The following is a 17,954-nucleotide window of genomic DNA, read 5'->3' as shown; positions in this document are numbered from 1 at the left end:
CCTACTCACTGCTGGGATTGATCAAGCGCGTGCGGGGATGGCTGTCCGGGGGGCGGAGGTTCGTCTTGGCCGATGCCGGTGAAAAGCAGGAGAATGACGATCAGGACGATCACTGCGCCAGCGGTGATCAGAATGTTATTTTTCTTCATCGGCGGATCCCTCGCAAGAGCGTTCTCAACCACCGGTGCAGCAAATAGTTCACATGCGGGAAATTTCAACGCGGTAATGACGGCTCCCGCATCGATCTCGGCTCGATTTGGATATCGATCCGGCAGCGGACGGATGGCGCTTTAGTGCCGGCATAGCGCCTGTCAGGTTCCGCAGAAGGTCGCAAGCACCCGCTCGCTAGGCTTCGGCGGTTCCCGATAGGCGGCAAAGCCTGGCTGGTCCTCATAGGGTTTTGAAAGCACGGTCAGCAGCGCCTCGAACAGCGAGAAATCGCCGTCCTCGACGGCAGCCTTGATCGCCTGTTCGACCCGGTGATTGCGCGGAATGAAGGCCGGATTGACGCTGCGCATGGCAATGGCGCGCTCGGTGACCGTCGGCGGATCGCGTGACAGTCTCTCGCACCACTGCTTGAGCCACGCGCCGCAGGCATCCGGCTCGCGGAAACTCGCCGCAAATTCAGGCTCTGCGGCGTCATCGCCAGCAAGATCCGACAGACGCCGGAAGGTCAGGGTAAAATCGGCGCCCTGCGCCTGCATTAGTGACAGCAGCGCCTGCACCAGGTCGAGATCGCCGTCCTCTTCGCCGGCAAGGCCGATCTTATCCCGCATGCCGGCCAGCCAATGCGCCTGGAAGCGTTCGCCGTAACTCTTGATCACGATATTCGCCTTGTCGACCGCGCCGTCGGGCTCGACGTCGATCAGCGGCAGCAGCGTTTCGCCGAGCCTTGCGAGGTTCCATTGGCCGATGGCGGGCTGGTTGGCATAGGCGTAACGCCCATGCTGGTCGATCGACGAAAAGACGCTCGCCGGGTCATAGGCATCCATGAAGGCGCAGGGGCCGAAATCGATCGTCTCGCCGGAGACGGTCATATTATCGGTGTTCATCACGCCATGGATAAAGCCGACATGCAGCCAGCGGGCAATCAGCGCCGCCTGGCGCTCGCAGACCGCTTCGAACAACGCGAGATAGGGGTTCTCGGCCTCTTTCAGCGCGGGATAGTGCCGGTCGATCACATAATCGGCCAGAGCCCGCACGCCGTCGGTGTCGCCCCTGGCCGCGAAGTACTGGAAGGTGCCGACGCGGATATGGCTGGCCGCGACGCGGGTGAAGACCGCGCCGGGCAGCACCTCTTCGCGATAGACCGGCTCGCCTGTCGTCACCGCCGCCAGCGCCCGCGTGGCCGGAATGCCGAGCGCAAACATCGCCTCGCTGATGATATATTCGCGCAAGACTGGCCCGACTGCCGCCCGCCCATCGCCGCGGCGCGAAAACGGCGTTGGTCCGGCGCCCTTCAGCTGGATGTCGTAGCGCTTGCCGCTGCGATCGACCACTTCGCCGAGAAGGATCGCCCGCCCGTCACCGAGCTGCGGCGAGAAGCCGCCGAACTGGTGCCCGGCATAGGCCATCGCCAGCGGTTCGGCCCCTTCGGGAAGAAGATTGCCGGAAAAGATTGCCGCGCCATCGCGGCGCAAGGCCTCGACGTCGAGCCCAAGCTCGGCGGCAAGCGGCTCGTTCAGCTTGATCAGCCAAGGCTCCGCCACCGCGGTCGGCGCTTGCGCCGCAAAGAAGCGCTGGGGCAAACCGACATAGCTGTTGTCGAACGGAAAGGCCGCGCCGGGCCGGTTTTTCTGCAGGGCGGAGGTCATGGTTCATAGGTAGGGCCGGGGTGCCTGCGGCGCAAGCCGGACCTTCACGAAGATCGAGCCGATGCAAGGAATCGTGACCTGCCTTTACCTCTCGTCAAAGCAGCTTTGCCATAAACGACATAGCGCCGCCATGATCGCGGGCGTATAGCAAATCGTCTCTCCTTGGCTTTGCGCCATGTCATCCCCCGCGGCCTTGCTGCCTTGTGTGCTCCGCCGCGCCACCGCGAGTGATCCCGGACGATGTCGGATCAGATTTACCAGGCGCCTATGGTTCGGCGCGCCACGCCCAATTTCCGGGTGATCGCGATGATTGTCGCGAGTGCGATGCTGATGGAAAACATCGATGCGACCGTGCTCGCGACCGCGCTGCCCACCATGGCGCACGATTTCGGCGTCGGCGCCCCGGCGATGTCGATCGCCCTGACCTCCTATCTCCTGAGCCTTGCGATCTTCATTCCGGCAAGCGGCCGGATGGCCGACAGTTTCGGCTCCCGCACCGTTTTCCGCTCGGCGATCGCGGTCTTCGTCGTCGGCTCCATCCTCTGCGCGCTGGCACCGACGCTGTCCTTCCTGGTGCTGGCGCGGCTGCTTCAGGGCATCGGCGGCGCGATGATGATGCCGGTCGGGCGCCTGGTGCTGATGCGCAGCGTCGACCGCAAGGATATGGTCAGCGCCATGTCCTGGCTGCTCGTGCCGGCGCTAATCGGCCCGATCGTCGGCCCGCCGCTCGGCGGCTTCATCGTCACCTATCTCGACTGGCGCTGGATCTTTTATATCAACGTGCCGATCGGCATCATCGGCATGATCCTCGTCTCGATCTACATCGACGAGGTCAAAGGCAAGGCGAACGGTCGCTTCGATACCATCGGCTTCGTCCTCTCGGGCATCTCGCTCGGTTCGCTGCTCTTCGGCTTCGAAATGTCGAGCCATGAAGGCGAGGGCGCCTTCTCGATCTTTCTGATCGCCGTCGGCCTGCTCTTCGGCATTGCCTATCTCAGACATGCCCGCAAGCACCCGTCGCCGATCATGGATTTTTCGCTGATGAAGGTGCCGAGCTTCGGCACATCTGTTATCGCTGGTTCGCTGACCCGCATCACCCAGGGCGCGCAGCCCTTCCTGCTGCCACTGCTCTTCCAGATCGGCTTCGGCCTGTCTGCCGCCGCGGCCGGCCAGGTCATCATCGCGACCGCGCTTGGCGCTCTCGCCATGAAGCCGATGGCGAAGTTTGTCTTCCGCCGGCTGGGCTTCCGCAGAAGCCTCGTCCTCAACGGCATCCTCGGGACGATCGGTTATGGCCTCTGTGCCGCCTTCCGGCCGGACTGGCCGATGCCGCTGGTCTTTATCGTCCTGGTGCTCAGCGCCTTCTTCCTGTCGTTCCAGTTCACGGCCTATAACACCATTGCCTATGACGAGATCAGCAAGGAGCGGATGAGCTCGGCTACCAGCTTCTACACCACCTTCCAGCAGCTGATGCTGTCGCTCGGCATCTGCATCGGCGCCTTGGCGCTGCACGGTTCCATGGCCTTGTCAGGCACTGAGACGCCGGCCCTTGGCGATTTTTCGGCGGCCTTCGTCGTCGTCACCATCATCTCGATCACCGCCACCTTCTGGAACCTGCGCTTCTCGCCGACCGCCGGCGAGGAGATCAGCGGCTACAAGGCCAAATAGACGAAAGGCGCCGTCGCCAAAGGCTGACGCCGCCTTTCCCGGGCAGCCCGGAGAGATGCTGGCGACCTGATGGATACGGCCACAGATGCGCAGCGGTCCTGCGACGACGATATGCATGAAAACAAGGAGATGAAGCACGTCGCTTGAATCAAATTCTATGCGACGCCAAGGTCCCCACCACTGGCCCTCAGTCCCCGTCCTCCATCGCCGCCGCCATATCCGCGAGCTTGCGCACGGTGTTGAGGTTGCGCGACGTTCCTGGCTTCAGCGCCGGCAGCTTCAGCTTCGAGCGGCCGGAACCATTGGGGTAATGCACATAGATTTCCCGGCCGGCGAGCTTGGCCTCCTCGCCATCGGGCGCCACCATCTTTTCCAGCGCATCGCCGGGCGGCTTTTCGGGGAGAAAGTAGACGAGCAGGAAATTCGGCTTGGCCTTGGGAAAGGGGGCATCGGCGACGATGCCGTCGAGCTCTCTGCGGCTGCGCACCATCACGCCCGGCCGCTTGCCCATCGTCTTGCCGAGCGCTTCGTCGAGCCGCTCCTCCACCGTCTTCTCCGCGTCATCCGAGCGGAAAAGCACATTGCCGCTCTGGATGTAGGTCTTGACGTCGGAAAAGCCGAGGCCTTCGCAGATCGCCTTCAGCTCGGCCATCGGCAAAGAGCCGGTGCCGCCGACGTTTACCGCGCGGAGTAGGGCGATATAGATGGGCATTTCTTTCTCCCTTGACCTTGTGCGGTGCCAGCCCCCCTCTGCCCTGCCGGGCATCTCCCCCACAGGTGGGGAGATTGGCTGGGCGCATCGGCTTCCCCAAACAATCAGCTTCCAGCACGGCGAAACGGTAGAGAGGCAGGAAGTTCAAGCCACTTGTGATCTCCCCACCTGTGGGGGAGATGCCCGGCAGGGCAGAGGGGGGTGCCACACGGCATGCCCCAACGCTTCACATCTTCCCAGCCACCTTGATCGCAAACGCATATTCAAACGCGATCTCTTCCAGCCGCTGGAAGCGGCCGGAGGCGCCGCCATGGCCGGCGTCCATGTTGGTCTTGAGCAGGATCGGCGCATTGCCCGTCGTCTTGTCGCGCAGCTTCGCCACCCATTTGGCCGGCTCCCAATAGGTGACGCGTGGGTCGGTCAGGCCGCCGAGCGCCAGGATCGGCGGGTAGGCTTTGGCGTCGACATTATCAAAGGGCGAGTAGGACGCGATCTGCTCGTATTCTTCCTTGCTGTCGATCGGGTTGCCCCATTCCGGCCATTCCGGCGGGGTGAGCGGCAAAGTGTCGTCGAGCATGGTGTTGAGCACGTCGACGAAGGGAACGGCGGCAATAAGGCCGGCGAACTTCTCCGGCGCCATGTTGGCAACCGCACCCATCAGCATGCCGCCGGCCGATCCGCCTTCGGCGATGATTTTCGCGTAAGAGGTGAACCTCTGTTGACTCAGATAATCGGCCGCTGCGACGAAGTCCTTGAAGGTATTCGTCTTCTTGTCCATCTTGCCGTCTTCGTACCAGGAAAATCCCTTGTCCTTGCCGCCGCGGATATGGGCAATCGCATAGACGAAGCCGCGATCGGCGAGCGATAGGCAGTTGGTGTTGAAGCCGGCTGGAATGGTGATGCCGTAGGCGCCGTAGCCATAGAGCAAGCAGGGGGCGCTGCCGTCGAGTGGGGTATCCCTGCGATAGAGCAGGGTGACCGGCACCTTCTCGCCATCCCATGCAGGGGCGAAGACGCGGCGGGTGACGTAGTCGTCGGGATTGTGGCCGGACGGCACCTCCTGCGTCTTCAGCAGCGTGCGCTCGCGCGTCACCATGTTGTAGTCATAGAGCTGCGACGGCGTCGTCATCGACGAATAGGAGAAGCGGATCGTATCCGTATCATATTCTGCCGCACCCTGCAGTCCCAGCGAATAGGCTTCCTCGGCAAAGGCGATCGCATGCTCCTCGCCGGTCGCCCGATCGCGGATCATGATCTGCGGCAGCCCGTCCTTGCGCTCCAGCCACAGAAGATGGCGGGCATAGGCCATGTGGCTGATAACAAGCGTGCCGGGCTTATGCGGCACGACCTCGCGCCAGTTTTCCTTGCCGGGCTTATCAACCGGCGCTTCCATGATCTTGAAATCCTTGGCGTCGCCGTCATTGGTCAGGATGTAGAAGACGTCGCCGCCCTCGGTCAGCGAATATTCGATGCCCTCTTCGCGCGTCGCCACCAGCTTCGGCTCGGCTGTGAGGTCTTTGGTCGACAGCAGCCGGTATTCGCTGGTCTCGTGGTCGTGAATGTCGATATAGATGAAATCGTCGAGCAGCGAGCCGCCGACGCCCATGAAGAAGCCGGCATCCGCTTCCTCATAGACCAGCCGGTCTTCCGACTGCGGCTGGCCGAGAATATGGTGGAACACCTTCGACGGCCGGTGGTTCTCGTCGAGCGCCGAATAGAAGAAGCTCTTGCCATCGGGCGCCCAGACGCCGCCGCCGCCGGTATTCTCGATCCGGTCGGCGAGATCCTGCCCGGTCTGGAGGTCGCGTACCTGAAGCGTGAAGAACTCCGAGCCCTTGTCGTCGTAACCCCAGATGCCGCGGCTGTGGTCGCTGGTGTGATCGAGACCGGCGAGGCGGAAATAGGCCTTGCCGGCGGCCTCCTTGTCGCCATCGAGCAGCACGGTGCGGATCGTTTCGTCGGCGACATTGCCGTCGCGTGGGATGCGGAAATAACGCGGCTGTTCGCCGCCGGTGACATAGAAGGTGCCGTAGGCATGGGCGCCGTCCTTCATCGGCACCGAGCTATCGTCTTCCTTGATGCGGCCGCGCATCTCGGCAAACAGCACCTTCTGCAGCGGCTTGGTGTCCTCCATCGCCGCGTTCATATAGGTGTTTTCGGCTTCGAGATGGCGGCGGATCTCAGGGTCGAGGATCGACGGATCCTTGAACATCGCCTGCCAGTTGTCGGCGCGCAGCCAGGCATAGTCGTCCGTGCGGGTGATGCCGTGGCGCGTATCGGAGACGGGCTTCTTCGGTGCTGCAGGCGGTGTCGGCAGGCTCTTGAAAACGGACAAGGAATGGCTCCGGTGGGAATGTCAGGTTGGCAAAAGATAGAGGCGCGCCGCCGCCGGATCAAGCGGCAAGGGCACAGATGACCTTCCACAGACAAGGAGGACGCCCAGCCCACCTTGCCTTGATGTCACCACAATATTTAACAAAGTCCGCTATCTCAGTGAATTTGCACGTGCCAAGCTCCCGGCAAGCTGTCGGCGGTAGGGTAGAAATTGCAGAACAGTAAGGGATTCTCTCCGCAATGCCGAAACGTCTGATCCTGTTTGTATCCCTCGCAAGCCTTGCTGCCCCCGCCTTTGCCGTCGATCCCGCCATCAAGAAGCAGCTGGAAAAACTCGATCCCTCGACCCGCCTGGAACAGAGCTGCGACACCGAGGCGATGAGCCGCATCAATAAGGACAGCACCGGCTTCAAGCCCGACAAGGTGATCGCCTATACCTTCAAGGACCCGATCCCCGGCGACAATTCGCTGGATGCGCCGGGTGCGGTCTTCCGCAGCAAGGGCGACTGGTATCATCTCTCCTACAATTGCATCACCGGTCCGCAGCATATCAATGTGCGCCAGCTCGATTACGAGATCGGCGAGAAGGTGCCGCGCGAGAAGTGGGACAAGTATTATCTCTACGATTGATACGGCCCTGTCCGCCCAAAGCGGCTGCGGTGACATCCGGCCGCATGGCGCCGGGAGAGAGCTGCCGCTAAAATCGGCAGTTCGAACCATAGAAACCCATTATATGAACCGCATCCTGCTCGCGTCGGCGTTCCTTTTCGTCAGCATCTCCGCTGCATTCGCGGACGGAATTCCGTCATCCGTGCCGACCGCAGCCGGTCCGATCTCGGCCATGGTCAGTCCGGCCCCGAAGGCGCCGGCGCCAAAGCTCGTCGAGCCGCATCTGCATATCGCCCGTTCCAATATCGCCGGCCATGCCCGCATTGCGCTGACCTTCGATGCCTGCATGGGCCAGGCGGACGAGCGCATCCTTTGGACGCTGGTGCGTGAACGTATCCCGGCAACGATCTTCGTCACGGCCCGCTGGCTGAAGCGCAATCCCGCAGCACTTGCCGTGTTCCTGCAAAATCCCGATCTCTTCGAACTCGAAAACCACGGCCAGAACCATATTCCGGCCGTCGACACCCCGACGCTCGTCTATGGCATCGCCTCTGCCGGCTCGCCGCAGGCGGTGCGGCAGGAAGTCGAAGGCGGCGCTGCCGCCATGGTCGCCGCCGGCATCCCGGCGCCGCACTGGTTCCGCGGCTCGACCGCCAAATATGACCTGTCCGCCATCGGCGAGATTCGCGCCATGGGCTATCGCATCGCCGGTTATTCGGTAAACGGCGACGGCGGTTCGCTGCTCGGGGCCGCCATCACCGAAAAACGCATCGCCTCGGCCGGGGACGGCGACGTCGTCATTTCCCACGTCAACCAGCCGACCCATGCGGCGGGCGAAGGTGTGGCCAAGGCGCTGGCCGATCTCAAGGCCAAGGGCACGGAGTTCGTCCGCCTCCAGGATGTCGAGGACACCGGTGACGACAAGACGACGGAGTAGGGTTTGGGAGCTCTTCTCTTGCTCGCCCGCTGAAAACGAATAATGCTGTTATTGCTTGTTCGGCTGAGGGGACGTAGGGGAACGCATGTCTCGTGCGATTTGGGATGTCGAAAGTGAAATTCGAAATGAGCTTCATTCCACGGAAGTGGTTGTCTGGACAGGCCAGCCAAGTGCCTGGGGAACTTTCGTTTTTAAGTGTCCCGATGTGCTTTTTGGCGTGATCTTCGTGATTGTGGGTTCCCCCGCGCTATTGTGGGCAGATAACGGGGTTATCAGCATCGATAAGCCAGCTGGAATCATGGGCATCATATTCCCCGGGATCTTCTTGCTCATTGGCATCTCGACTATCGCGGGGGTGGTTTTCGATATGATTGCCACGAGTCGAACCGCTTACGCCGCCACTGATCGCAGGCTTCTCGTTGTTCGAAATCTGATCAGGCGACGAGCAATGACGATAGCACCGACAGCCATCAACGTTGTTGAGGTTAAGGAAAAATGGGACCGCTCGGGAACACTCACTTTCCGTCGGGAGGGAGACGGGGACAGCGTCAAAAAATTCGCCTTTATCGGTATCCCAAACGTTCGCGAAGTGTCTAGGCACGTTGAAGAATTGCGAATGAGTGCAAGAAAGCAAGCCAGCTAGACGATTGAAATTTCAGCGCCTTTGGCTTTCCGCCTCGCTTCTATACATTCCCGAATGAAAGCGTGCTAAACCCGGTCCATCCCTGTCGAGCGCGAAATCCTCGAACCAATCCCGTTGCATGCCGGCGAGCATGGCGCCGATCATCTGTGCGGCGAGGTAGGAAAAGGTGATGCCGTTGCCGCCGTAGCCATAGGCTGCGAACACATGCGGTATCTCCGGCACCGGCCCGATCAGCGGCAGGCCATCGGCCGTCTCGCCGAAGGTTCCGCACCAGGCATGGGCAACGCGCGTATCCGCCTTCGGCCACAGCCGCTTCATTTTCTCCTGGATTGCGATGATCTTGGCCGGCAGCTTGCGATCGCGCGCCTCCGCATCGCTCGTCTCGTCGTCCTCGCCGCCGGCGACGATGCGATTGTCCGCCGTCGTGCGCATGTAGAGATAGGGGTGGCTGTTCTCCCAGATCAGTGCGCTGTCGCGCCAGAAATTTGCCGGGTCCTGCGGCACTGTGGCGAGCGCCCAGCTCGAACTGACGCGGTGTAGCTTCGGCATGTCGACACCCGGCAACGAATAGCCGGTCGCAAGCACGACATGACGCGCCTCGATGAGATGACCGCTGTCTGTCTCCGCCGTCACGCGATCGCCTTCGCTGTTGAGCGCGGTCACGGAGGCGCTCACCAGTCGCGCGCCGCGCCGCACCGCCATCTCGATCAAGGCCCAGGTCAGAAGCAGCGGATCGGCCTCCGCCGAACCCGGTGAATAGATCGCGCCATCCCTGTCGAGTTCGAACTGCGTGAAGAGATCGGGATGTTCGAGATAGACGCCGGGCAGACCCGCCCGGCGACGGAGCTGGCGCTCCTCCAAGAGGTCGCGCGCGCCTTCGCGATTGGCGGCGAGATAGAGCGTGTTGCGCGGCCGGAAACCGCAGGCGATGCCGTTGGCGGCGATCAGCTTGGCAAGGCCAGCGACAGCTGCGCCGCTGCGGCGATAGATGCCGGCGGCGCGCTCGAAGCCATAATAATCCTCGAGTTCGGTGAGCGTGCGGTCGGTTTCCCATTGCAGCATCGCCGTGCTCGCCGCGGTGCTGCCGAAACCGGGCTCCTCCCGGTCGATGACAACGACGGAAAAACCGCGCGCCGTCAAATGTTCGGCAACCAATGCGCCGGTGATGCCGCCGCCGATCACGGCGATGTCGATGGAAAAGCTCTGCTCGATCGGCCGCCATTCCGGCCGTATGCCGCTCTTCCCCCAGAGAGAACGGCCGCTGACCATCTGGTCGTGATCGGATTCGGCAAGATCGAGATCAGATGCCACTGACGGCCCCCCGGTTGATCATTTCGGCAACTGCGGCTGCGGCTTTTCCTCAATCAGCAATTCTTCAATAACAGTCATGACGATCAGCGAGAGCGGCAGCGCCAGCATGGCGCCGACGGCGCCCCACATCCATGTCCAGAACAGGATGGCGAGGAAGACGACGAAGGGATTGATTTCCAGCCGCCGCCCCATCACCGCCGGGAAGATCAGGTTCTCCATGACGAGATGCACGGTGAAGAAGGCCGCGGCCGGCATCAGGCCGATGATGAAGTCATTATAGGTGAGGATGCCGGCGACCGCGACAGCAAGCGTCATCAGCGTGATGCCGAGATAGGGGATGAAGCTCGACAGGAAGGCGAAGAAGCCCCAGAGCACTGGCGCCGACAGCCCGCCGGCATAGGCGATGACTGTCATGACCACGCCGAGCCCGACATAGATCAGCGAGGCCGTGGCGAAATAGAATCCGAGCACCTGCTCGACCGCGTTGATGACACGGATGGCCGCCAGGCGCTGTGTGCGGGTGCGGAAGGTCATGATGATCGTCTTGCGCAGGTTGACCCGACCAGCGAGGAAGAAAAGCAGCGCCGCAAAGAAGATCATCCCCTGCACCAGCGCCGGCGTCAGGCTGGTGGTCACCACGTGCAGCACGTTGCCGGTGTTCTCGAGCAACGCACCGATCGACATCGACCCGCTTTCGAATGTCGCCGGCGTGATATGCAGCCATCTGATACGCTCCAGATAAGGCATGACGCGGTTGATGGTTCGCTCGGCAAAGGCCGGACCCTCATTGGCAAGCGTCATCAGCGGGTCGGCGAGCGAGTTGATCAGCAGGAAGATCACCAGCGCCACGCTGCTTGACAGGATGAAGGCGTTGGCAAGCCGCGGCACCCCCATCCTACTGAGCTTTTCTGCCGCCATGCCGAGGATCATGCCGACGACGACGGCAAGTGTGATCGGTATGAGGATCAGCGACATCAGATAGACGGCGGCAAGGAAGAGAATGCCGAAGATGCCGATGATCGCCCAGGCCATGCTGACATCGAGCCCGTCCTTTTCCAGCCGGTGCAGCGGTGGCGGCGGCAGCTCCTCGGCCGCCTCCTTCAGTGACTGCGCCCAGGCGCTGGTATGGCGCTCGCCGATGGCGATCTTCTTTGCGTGTTTGCGGATGCCATTGGCGATGCCCATGCGGTGAGGTCCCCGAAGCCCCATTGCTTCGTGACGGAAACGCGCCGGTGCGGTTCCGGTTCCGCCGGCAATCGAGCGGCTGTGTGCGCTATCGCACATTTGTCGCAGCCGGAGCCTCCGACCGCACGAGCGGTCATCATGTGAATGTGAGGCTTTCGCGCCGGAACAAGTTTTCGGTCACGGGAGTTCGGCCTCGGAAGGAGTTACAGCCATGACCGCAGATCGAGATCAGATCAATGCCACCGAGACTTACCGCACCGAGCCGCCCTATGCGGACAAGGCGACGCTTGACGCCTCCGACCAGCGGCGATGGTGGGCCTGGGGGATCATCGCGGCGGGCTTGGCAGTCCTCATCATAGCCGGCGTCAGTGTCGCGATCTGGCCCGACCCCAGCAATAATGATCCAACGGCGACAGCCTCGACCAAGCCGGATCCGATCAATGCGCAACCATCAGGCCCTGGCACCTTCAACAACGATCCTGCCTCCGGCCCGGCAAGGCCTCCGGAAGCTGTGGACCGTTCACCATCGCCGAGCGGAAACGGTGGGGGGCCGACGCAGGTGACGACGCCATCCGGTGCCGAGAAGGTCCGATAGCCTCTTCGGATCAGGCCGACAGCGTTAGGCCGATGCCCCACGGATCTTTCAAGAAGACGCCTCCGTCGCGATTTTCGCTTTTGATCTCGAGATCATCCAGCTTGGAAACCGCCGCATCCAGCGTCGCCTTGTCATTGAATCGGACCTTGTAGTCCGAAAGCCCGGTCATGTTGCCGGCGCGAGCCATGGCGCCGCGGCTGTTCCAGATATTGGCGCCGAGATGGTGATGGTAGCCGCCGGTGGCAAAGAAGCTCGCGCCGGGATAGCGAGCCATCAGCTTGAGGCCGAGGACGTCGCGGTAAAAGCCGTCTGCCTGCGGGATGTCGCCGACCTGCAGGTGCAGGTGGCCGATCGCCGTCCCCGCGGCCATGCCGCCCCAGCGCTCATCAGGCGCGCTATTGTAGAGCGCCTGCAGGTCGAGGCGCAGCGTTGCCATCTCCACCATGCCGTCCTGATGGAATTTCCATTGTTCGTGCGGCCGGTCGGCATAGATCTCGATGCCGTTGCCTTCGGGATCGGACAGATAGATCGCCTCGCTGACGAGATGGTCCGAGGCGCCGTCGAGAACGACATTGTTCTGTGCCGCATGGCGCAGCCAGTGGGCGAGCTCCGTCCGGTTCGGCATCAGGAAAGCGGTGTGGAAAAGGCCGGCGGCATTGCGCGGCGCGATCCTGGCATTCTTTGCAGTGGTCAGCGTCAGCAGCGGCAGATCGCCGACGCCCAGGACTTCGCCGCTCGCCGCCTTCTCGATCACCTTCAGGCCGAGCATCGATTGATAGAAGCCGGAAACGAGACCGAGGTCGGTCACGACGAGATGCGACTGGTCGATATAAGCGGGCCGCGTCAGCGCATAGGAAGTTTCGGTCGTCATGGATTGTTCTCCTGCCTCTGAATTGGCCTGTAAGTTAGAAGGCGCACCTCGGCCGCCGTACTTGATCCCTATATGGCGCATTCCGATTGTTCACAGAAGATCCGCTTTTGAGGATGAAGCGTTGAGCAGATGTTGACGATGACTTGTGTCCACTTGATCGCGATCAATGCGCCCATATCTTCCTTAGAGGAAACTTATGCATCCCAGTCATGGAGGGAAGCCATGTACAGGAAGGTCATCGTAGCGATCGCGCTCGGCGGCATCGACAAGGGAGAAAAAATCCTCCGCAAGGCCGCGTCCCTGCTCGACGCAGGCGGCGAGATCATCGCACTCAATGTCGTCGAGGATGTGCCGAGTTATGTCGCGATCGAACTGCCGGCCAATATGATCGAGGACGCCATGAAGGACAGCCGCGAGAAGCTGGAAGCGCTGATCACCGCAGCCGGCGTCACGGCAACCATCGAGATTGCCAACGGCCCGCCCGCGAAAGCCATCATCTCGACCGCCGAACGCCGTGGCGCCGACCTGATTATCGTCGCCTCGCACGTTCCCGACTTTTCCAATTACTTCATCGGCGCCACCGCCGACCGGGTCGTGCGCCATGCCAAATGCTCGGTTCTGATCGACCGGCAGAAGGTTTGATCTTGCGCAACTGCGGCCTGTCACGAAGATTTACCGCCCGTGCGCTTTGCCGCAGTTGCGCGCCCGTCCGTTCGATGCGACGATTGCAGTCGAGGTATGAAACGGATTGGCGTGCATGGGCGAGTTCAACGGCATTCGCTGGGCTTATGACAGATACGAATTGATCGCCGACGGTATCGTCCATGGCGTCGGTCTCGTGTTGGCGCTGATCGGCGCCACCGTGCTGATCTTCTACGCCACGCTCTGGAGTTCCTACGGCGCGCTCGCTGCCGCCTGGATCTATGGCGTCGGGCTGGTGCTGACGCTTGCCATTTCCTTTTCCTACAACGCCTGGCCGGTCTCGCGCACCAAATGGTATCTGCGCCGCTTCGATCATTCGGCAATCTTCCTGCTGATCGCCGCTACCTACACGCCGTTCCTCGAACGTGGCGCCGACGAACCGCTGCTCTTGTTGATGCTGGTCGCGATCTGGCTGTTCGCCGCCGTTGGCATTATCCTGAAATGCGTCTTTCCCGGGCGTTTCGACCGTCTTGCCATCCTGCTTTATCTCGCCATGGGCTGGAGCGGCGTTCTGGTGGCCGAGCCCGTCGCCTCGCGCATTCCCGCCGCCTCGATGCTGCTGATCGTCATCGGCGGTGTCATCTATTCGCTCGGCGTCATCTTCCATGTCTGGGAGAAGCTGCGTTTCCAGAACGCCATCTGGCACGGCTTCGTCGTCACCGCCGCGGCCGTGCATTATTCGGCCGTCTTCACCTGTTTCAGCCTGTCGCCGCCCGGCCTCTGAACGACTGGTGTGCCCGAAGTCGTTCCTGGTTCGCATCCGTCGTTTACATCTCTCGAGGCGGGGCGTATGCCCGCCTTCGCAAACAATATGAACCCGAGCATCATGACAGACGCTGTCCTCCTCCGCGACGCCACCGAAGCCGATCTTTCCGCCATCCGCGATATCTACAATCACGCCGTCGAGCACACGACGGCGATCTGGAACGATACGCTGGTCGATCTCGAAAATCGGCTGGAATGGTTCAGGGCGCGCAAGGCGCGCGGCTTTCCTGTCATCGTCGCCGAAATGTCGGGTAAGGTCGCAGGTTACGCCTCCTATGGTGATTGGCGGGCCTTCGACGGCTACCGCCACACGGTCGAGCATTCCGTCTATGTCGACAGGGATTGCCGCGGTGCGGGCATCGGAGAGCGGTTGATGCGGGAACTGATCGCGCGTGCTGCAGCCGCTAACGTCCATGTGATGATCGCCGGCATCGAGGCTGAGAACACGGCCTCGATCAGGCTGCACGAAAAGCTCGGCTTCCGTATCGCCGGCAGATTTCCCGAGGTCGGCACCAAGTTCGGCCGCTGGCTGGACCTCACCTGCATGGAACTTCGCCTGCCCGGCAAGGTGGATTGATCCACCTGCCCGGCAAGGCGGATTGACCTGCCTGCCCGACAAAGCCCCAGACGCATCGGGCAAAGCCCAAGACTGACCTGCAAAGCCATTGTGAACGGCGCGCACCATCTTTTTATTGTAGTCTGAGCTGTGTAAGAATGTGGAAGCAGCCTGCTTCGCGGAAGGCTGACTGAAGCGTATTGTAAGCGTCATGGGGGTGAATAGTTCAATGGCAATGCAAAGATCGTCGCTCGGTCTCCTTGCCCTCGTCCTGGCGTTGCCGCCGGTTGTCACCCGGGCCGCCGATTGCGGCAGCATGGCCTCGCCGCAGCTCGATTGGCACGAATGCACCAAGAAGAACCTGATGCTGCAGGGCAGTGATCTCGAAGGCGCCAATCTCGTCGGAACCGATTTTTCGTTGACCGATCTCGCCGGCGCCAATGTCAAATCCGCCAATCTGGAGAAAGCGACGCTGGTGCGTGCCTCATTGGAGGGCGCACATGCTGAAGGCGCCAACTTCGCCAAGATCGAGGCCTATCGCTCCAGCTTCGCCAATATCGCTGCCGAGGGCGCGTCCTTTGCCGGCGCCGAGCTGCAGCGAGCCAATTTCGCCGGCGCCCAGCTCGCCGGGGCGAGCTTCGAAAAGGCCGAGCTCGGCCGCGCCGACTTCGACAAAGCGGTGCTGACGGGGGCGAAATTCTCCTTCGCCAATCTCTCCCGTGCCGATCTCTCCGGCGCCACCTTCGAAACGACGCCGATGTTCGATCGCGCCTTCATGTTCCTGACCCGCATCGAAGGCCTCGACCTCTCGGCTGCAGCCGGGCTCGAACAGGCGCAGATCGACCTTGCCTGCGGCGATGCCTCGACCAAGCTGCCGGCCGGCCTCTCGGTACCCTCGACTTGGCCATGCCCTGCCGATCACGATTGATTGGGGCTTTCGCGCGATACCGAGCGGCTGGCAGGGCCATGTGGGCAACAATGGCTGGGGGCACACAACGATCTGGCTTGGGACGGTCGGATTCGATTTAGTGCAATAACAACTCGCCCGTGACGCGACGCCATTCGTTCGGTCCGATCAGCCGCTGGAGGCGGGTCATCCGCCTTTCCTACTCCGGTTCCTCTTCATCCGAGCTCAGCAGATCGACAAGCGCAGCAACCCTACCTGTTGGCAGGGGCCGGCCTTCACCCATCAAGGCTTCGTCGTTGCTGGCCCACACAAATGCCTCGGCGAGTTCAGCCTGGCTGGCGCCTGTCGCGATAACCTCGGCCACGAGCGTTTCATCGGCGCGCCCGAGGACGGCGATGACATCCTTTGAAGTCATTGTCATAACCATTGCTCCTCTCTCAAGCTACGCCCAGATATGGTGGCGCCTTCGAAGAAAGCAATTTTTTCGTTGAGAAATTCATCCTCTTGAAACAGTAAACGGCTGAATTATATCAGTATTGTCGATCGCCGAGCAGGGATCGACAGGTCCAGGAGACGCCTGTCGCTCTTGGCGTTTCCTGTATCCATGTTGCTTGTAAGGAGGATATGGCTATGAGGACAAACCTCGATTTCTCTCCCCTGATCCGGTCGAGCGTCGGCTTCGAGCGGATGTTGAACGCACTCGAGGCTGCAAGCCGCGCCGAGACGATCGACAACTGGCCGCCTTACGATATCGTCAAAACCGGCGAGGACGAATACCGCATCGCCATGGCGGTGGCGGGCTTCTCGCAAGACGAGTTGGCGATCATCCAAGAGCAGAACATGCTCGTCGTCTCAGGGCAGAAGGCGAACGGCGAAGATGTTGAATACCTGCATCGCGGCATTGCTGGTCGAAGCTTCCAGCGTCGGTTCGAATTGGCCGACCACGTCAAGGTCGTGGATGCCGGCCTCGTCAACGGTCTGCTGACCATCGATCTCAAGCGTGAAATTCCTGAAGAGATGAAGCCGCGCCAGATCGAGATCGGAACTGGGAATGCAATGCCGAAGGCCGAGACCAAGCAGATCGAGGCCGAGACGCAGGCCGCCTGAACCTCAGGAATGCTCAAGAACCACCAGAAAGGAGTAAGCCATGAGTGTTCGTGATTTGATTCCGTGGGGCCGCAGCAACGGCCACCAAGTTCCAAGTCTCCTCCGCGAGGACGACCATGATCCTTTCCTGTCGCTCCATCGCGAAGTCAACCGGCTGCTCGACGATGCTTTCCGCAGCTTCGGCGCTGGCCTGCCGTCACTGCGGGGCGCCAGCGGTTTCGGTGCCGGCTGGCCGAGTGTCGAGATCTCCGACACCGATAAGGATATCAAGGTGACGGCCGAAGTCCCCGGCCTTGAGGAAAAGGACATCGAAGTCCTCCTCGATGACGGCGTTCTGACGCTGAAGGGTGAAAAGCATTCGGAGACGGAAGACAAGGAGAAGCAGTTCTCGGAGCGCTACTATGGCCGCTTCGAGCGACGCATCCCGCTCGGCACCGAGGTCAAGGAAGATCAGGTCGACGCCACCTTCAAGAACGGCGTCCTGACCGTCACGTTGCCCAAGACCGAAAAGGCGCAGTCGCAGGTCAAGCGCATCGCCATCAGAAGCTGATCGAAAAGAGGGCGGCGGCCGACCACCTGGCGGCCGCCGCTACCATGTCGTCCATGGTGGCACGGAAATTTCCGTCGCGCCTAGTCTGCTCATGGCCGCGGGATCGGCAGATGCCGATTGCGGCGCTGCGCGCTTACTTCCCGGGCTCGAACACCATGGAGTGACCGTTGATGCAGTAGCGCAGGCCGGTCGGTGGCGGGCCATCCGGAAAGACGTGGCCGAGATGGGCTTCGCAGCTGCCGCAACGGATTTCGGTGCGCACCATGCCAAAGGCCGTGTCGCGATGTTCGGTCACCGCATCGGGCGATACCGCTTCGAAATAGCTCGGCCAGCCGCAGCCGGCATCGAATTTCGTGTCGGAGCGGAAAAGCGGGGCATTACAGCCGACGCAGCGGTAAAGCCCTGTCTCGAAGGAATCCCAATAGGGGCCGGTGAAGGCGCGTTCGGTGCCGTGCTGGCGCGTGATGCGGTATTGCTCGGGGGAGAGCTGCTCTTTCCATTCGGCATCGGTCTTGTGGATCTTGGCGGTGGTCGCAGTTTCGGACATGAGGTGCTCCTTTCGCCGAGGGGCGTTTCCGTTTGCGCAAAATGTGGTGCGCCGCGTTCACTTCATCAAGTCTCCAGCGCCGCGCCATGAGATTGGCGGTAGACCGCAATTGGAGTAAGACGCTTGCTTTTACATCCGTTA

At 61.6% G+C, this 17,954-nt stretch carries 20 protein-coding genes; 11 read left to right on the top strand and 9 right to left on the bottom strand.

All coding sequences use genetic code 11. The features are described from left to right. Positions 1-5 precede the first annotated feature (5 nt). Positions 6-149: a hypothetical protein gene (locus HFO99_RS28350; protein WP_222364994.1), complete on the bottom strand. Its 144-nt coding sequence runs from the start codon at positions 147-149 to the stop codon at positions 6-8. 162 nt (positions 150-311) lie between these two features. Beyond that, positions 312-1,814: a protein adenylyltransferase SelO gene (locus tag HFO99_RS28345; protein WP_222332777.1), complete on the bottom strand. Its 1,503-nt coding sequence runs from the start codon at positions 1,812-1,814 to the stop codon at positions 312-314. 240 nt (positions 1,815-2,054) lie between these two features. Here HFO99_RS28345 and HFO99_RS28340 point away from each other — a divergent pair, with 240 nt between their 5' ends. Then, positions 2,055-3,482 (top strand): DHA2 family efflux MFS transporter permease subunit, encoded by a 1,428-nt coding sequence (locus HFO99_RS28340; RefSeq protein ID WP_222332778.1) that lies wholly within the window; start codon positions 2,055-2,057, stop codon positions 3,480-3,482. Between the two features lie 187 nt (positions 3,483-3,669). Here HFO99_RS28340 and HFO99_RS28335 read toward each other — a convergent pair whose 3' ends face one another. Both HFO99_RS28335 and HFO99_RS28330 read right to left on the bottom strand, forming a co-directional pair. Next, a complete protein-coding gene (locus tag HFO99_RS28335; protein WP_222252646.1) occupies positions 3,670-4,194 on the bottom strand; it encodes a DUF1697 domain-containing protein in 525 nt (174 codons plus the stop codon). A 226-nt stretch (positions 4,195-4,420) separates the two neighbouring features. Next, entirely contained in the window at positions 4,421-6,529 is a 2,109-nt protein-coding gene (locus HFO99_RS28330) for a S9 family peptidase (RefSeq protein WP_222364993.1), read from the bottom strand. A 239-nt stretch (positions 6,530-6,768) separates the two neighbouring features. Here HFO99_RS28330 and HFO99_RS28325 point away from each other — a divergent pair, with 239 nt between their 5' ends. The 3 genes from HFO99_RS28325 (at position 6,769) to HFO99_RS28315 (ending at position 8,717) form a co-directional block, all read left to right on the top strand. Beyond that, positions 6,769-7,158, top strand: coding sequence for a DUF930 domain-containing protein (locus HFO99_RS28325; RefSeq protein ID WP_222364990.1), 390 nt, complete (start codon positions 6,769-6,771; stop codon positions 7,156-7,158). A gap of 103 nt (positions 7,159-7,261) precedes the next feature. Continuing rightward, a complete protein-coding gene (locus HFO99_RS28320) occupies positions 7,262-8,074 on the top strand; it encodes a polysaccharide deacetylase family protein (RefSeq protein ID WP_222364988.1) in 813 nt (270 codons plus the stop codon). A gap of 85 nt (positions 8,075-8,159) precedes the next feature. Next, a complete protein-coding gene (locus HFO99_RS28315) occupies positions 8,160-8,717 on the top strand; it encodes a PH domain-containing protein (RefSeq protein WP_222364987.1) in 558 nt (185 codons plus the stop codon). 12 nt (positions 8,718-8,729) lie between these two features. Here HFO99_RS28315 and HFO99_RS28310 read toward each other — a convergent pair whose 3' ends face one another. Next, positions 8,730-10,028, bottom strand: coding sequence for an NAD(P)/FAD-dependent oxidoreductase (locus HFO99_RS28310; protein ID WP_222364985.1), 1,299 nt, complete (start codon positions 10,026-10,028; stop codon positions 8,730-8,732). An 18-nt stretch (positions 10,029-10,046) separates the two neighbouring features. After that, entirely contained in the window at positions 10,047-11,213 is a 1,167-nt protein-coding gene (locus HFO99_RS28305; protein ID WP_222333085.1) for an AI-2E family transporter, read from the bottom strand. A 211-nt stretch (positions 11,214-11,424) separates the two neighbouring features. Here HFO99_RS28305 and HFO99_RS28300 point away from each other — a divergent pair, with 211 nt between their 5' ends. Beyond that, on the top strand, positions 11,425-11,808 hold the full coding sequence (locus tag HFO99_RS28300; protein WP_222332784.1) for a hypothetical protein: 384 nt from the start codon (positions 11,425-11,427) through the stop codon (positions 11,806-11,808). A 10-nt stretch (positions 11,809-11,818) separates the two neighbouring features. Here HFO99_RS28300 and HFO99_RS28295 read toward each other — a convergent pair whose 3' ends face one another. Continuing rightward, positions 11,819-12,679 (bottom strand): VOC family protein, encoded by an 861-nt coding sequence (locus HFO99_RS28295; protein WP_222364984.1) that lies wholly within the window; start codon positions 12,677-12,679, stop codon positions 11,819-11,821. Between the two features lie 222 nt (positions 12,680-12,901). Here HFO99_RS28295 and HFO99_RS28290 point away from each other — a divergent pair, with 222 nt between their 5' ends. From HFO99_RS28290 to HFO99_RS28275, 4 genes are all read left to right on the top strand, one after another. After that, on the top strand, positions 12,902-13,321 hold the full coding sequence (locus HFO99_RS28290) for a universal stress protein (RefSeq protein ID WP_222364983.1): 420 nt from the start codon (positions 12,902-12,904) through the stop codon (positions 13,319-13,321). A 115-nt stretch (positions 13,322-13,436) separates the two neighbouring features. Continuing rightward, positions 13,437-14,105, top strand: coding sequence for a PAQR family membrane homeostasis protein TrhA (gene trhA / locus HFO99_RS28285; protein WP_222364982.1), 669 nt, complete (start codon positions 13,437-13,439; stop codon positions 14,103-14,105). A gap of 66 nt (positions 14,106-14,171) precedes the next feature. Beyond that, entirely contained in the window at positions 14,172-14,723 is a 552-nt protein-coding gene (locus HFO99_RS28280) for a GNAT family N-acetyltransferase (RefSeq protein ID WP_222364980.1), read from the top strand. A gap of 208 nt (positions 14,724-14,931) precedes the next feature. After that, entirely contained in the window at positions 14,932-15,630 is a 699-nt protein-coding gene (locus HFO99_RS28275) for a pentapeptide repeat-containing protein (protein WP_222364978.1), read from the top strand. 178 nt (positions 15,631-15,808) lie between these two features. On the opposite strand, the gene HFO99_RS28270 is transcribed toward HFO99_RS28275, so the two are convergent. Next, on the bottom strand, positions 15,809-16,030 hold the full coding sequence (locus HFO99_RS28270) for a hypothetical protein (protein ID WP_222364976.1): 222 nt from the start codon (positions 16,028-16,030) through the stop codon (positions 15,809-15,811). A 209-nt stretch (positions 16,031-16,239) separates the two neighbouring features. Between HFO99_RS28270 and HFO99_RS28265 the strand changes: the two genes are divergently transcribed. Beyond that, on the top strand, positions 16,240-16,716 hold the full coding sequence (locus HFO99_RS28265; protein ID WP_222364967.1) for an Hsp20 family protein: 477 nt from the start codon (positions 16,240-16,242) through the stop codon (positions 16,714-16,716). Between the two features lie 40 nt (positions 16,717-16,756). Continuing rightward, on the top strand, positions 16,757-17,266 hold the full coding sequence (locus tag HFO99_RS28260; RefSeq protein ID WP_222364965.1) for an Hsp20/alpha crystallin family protein: 510 nt from the start codon (positions 16,757-16,759) through the stop codon (positions 17,264-17,266). 133 nt (positions 17,267-17,399) lie between these two features. On the opposite strand, the gene msrB is transcribed toward HFO99_RS28260, so the two are convergent. Continuing rightward, positions 17,400-17,813: a peptide-methionine (R)-S-oxide reductase MsrB gene (gene msrB, locus HFO99_RS28255; RefSeq protein ID WP_164579079.1), complete on the bottom strand. Its 414-nt coding sequence runs from the start codon at positions 17,811-17,813 to the stop codon at positions 17,400-17,402. Between the last annotated feature and the right edge of the window lie 141 nt (positions 17,814-17,954).

Source organism: Rhizobium leguminosarum (assembly GCF_019798305.1).
Lineage (GTDB): Bacteria > Pseudomonadota > Alphaproteobacteria > Rhizobiales > Rhizobiaceae > Rhizobium > Rhizobium leguminosarum_U.
Note: the sequence above shows the minus strand (reverse complement) of the source record. Positions and strands in the feature narration are given on the sequence as shown.

What these genes read in the sequence shown, in the direction of transcription:
- HFO99_RS28350 (WP_222364994.1), bottom strand. Translation starts at nt 149, where the DNA reads ATGAAGAAAAATAACATTCTGATCACCGCTGGCGCAGTGATCGTCCTG.
- HFO99_RS28345 (WP_222332777.1), bottom strand. Translation starts at nt 1,814, where the DNA reads ATGACCTCCGCCCTGCAGAAAAACCGGCCCGGCGCGGCCTTTCCGTTC.
- HFO99_RS28340 (WP_222332778.1), top strand. Translation starts at nt 2,055, where the DNA reads ATGTCGGATCAGATTTACCAGGCGCCTATGGTTCGGCGCGCCACGCCC.
- HFO99_RS28335 (WP_222252646.1), bottom strand. Translation starts at nt 4,194, where the DNA reads ATGCCCATCTATATCGCCCTACTCCGCGCGGTAAACGTCGGCGGCACC.
- HFO99_RS28325 (WP_222364990.1), top strand. Translation starts at nt 6,769, where the DNA reads ATGCCGAAACGTCTGATCCTGTTTGTATCCCTCGCAAGCCTTGCTGCC.
- HFO99_RS28320 (WP_222364988.1), top strand. Translation starts at nt 7,262, where the DNA reads ATGAACCGCATCCTGCTCGCGTCGGCGTTCCTTTTCGTCAGCATCTCC.
- HFO99_RS28315 (WP_222364987.1), top strand. Translation starts at nt 8,160, where the DNA reads ATGTCTCGTGCGATTTGGGATGTCGAAAGTGAAATTCGAAATGAGCTT.
- HFO99_RS28305 (WP_222333085.1), bottom strand. Translation starts at nt 11,213, where the DNA reads ATGGGCATCGCCAATGGCATCCGCAAACACGCAAAGAAGATCGCCATC.
- HFO99_RS28300 (WP_222332784.1), top strand. Translation starts at nt 11,425, where the DNA reads ATGACCGCAGATCGAGATCAGATCAATGCCACCGAGACTTACCGCACC.
- HFO99_RS28295 (WP_222364984.1), bottom strand. Translation starts at nt 12,679, where the DNA reads ATGACGACCGAAACTTCCTATGCGCTGACGCGGCCCGCTTATATCGAC.
- HFO99_RS28290 (WP_222364983.1), top strand. Translation starts at nt 12,902, where the DNA reads ATGTACAGGAAGGTCATCGTAGCGATCGCGCTCGGCGGCATCGACAAG.
- trhA (WP_222364982.1), top strand. Translation starts at nt 13,437, where the DNA reads ATGGGCGAGTTCAACGGCATTCGCTGGGCTTATGACAGATACGAATTG.
- HFO99_RS28280 (WP_222364980.1), top strand. Translation starts at nt 14,172, where the DNA reads ATGCCCGCCTTCGCAAACAATATGAACCCGAGCATCATGACAGACGCT.
- HFO99_RS28275 (WP_222364978.1), top strand. Translation starts at nt 14,932, where the DNA reads ATGGCAATGCAAAGATCGTCGCTCGGTCTCCTTGCCCTCGTCCTGGCG.
- HFO99_RS28270 (WP_222364976.1), bottom strand. Translation starts at nt 16,030, where the DNA reads ATGACAATGACTTCAAAGGATGTCATCGCCGTCCTCGGGCGCGCCGAT.
- HFO99_RS28265 (WP_222364967.1), top strand. Translation starts at nt 16,240, where the DNA reads ATGAGGACAAACCTCGATTTCTCTCCCCTGATCCGGTCGAGCGTCGGC.
- HFO99_RS28260 (WP_222364965.1), top strand. Translation starts at nt 16,757, where the DNA reads ATGAGTGTTCGTGATTTGATTCCGTGGGGCCGCAGCAACGGCCACCAA.
- msrB (WP_164579079.1), bottom strand. Translation starts at nt 17,813, where the DNA reads ATGTCCGAAACTGCGACCACCGCCAAGATCCACAAGACCGATGCCGAA.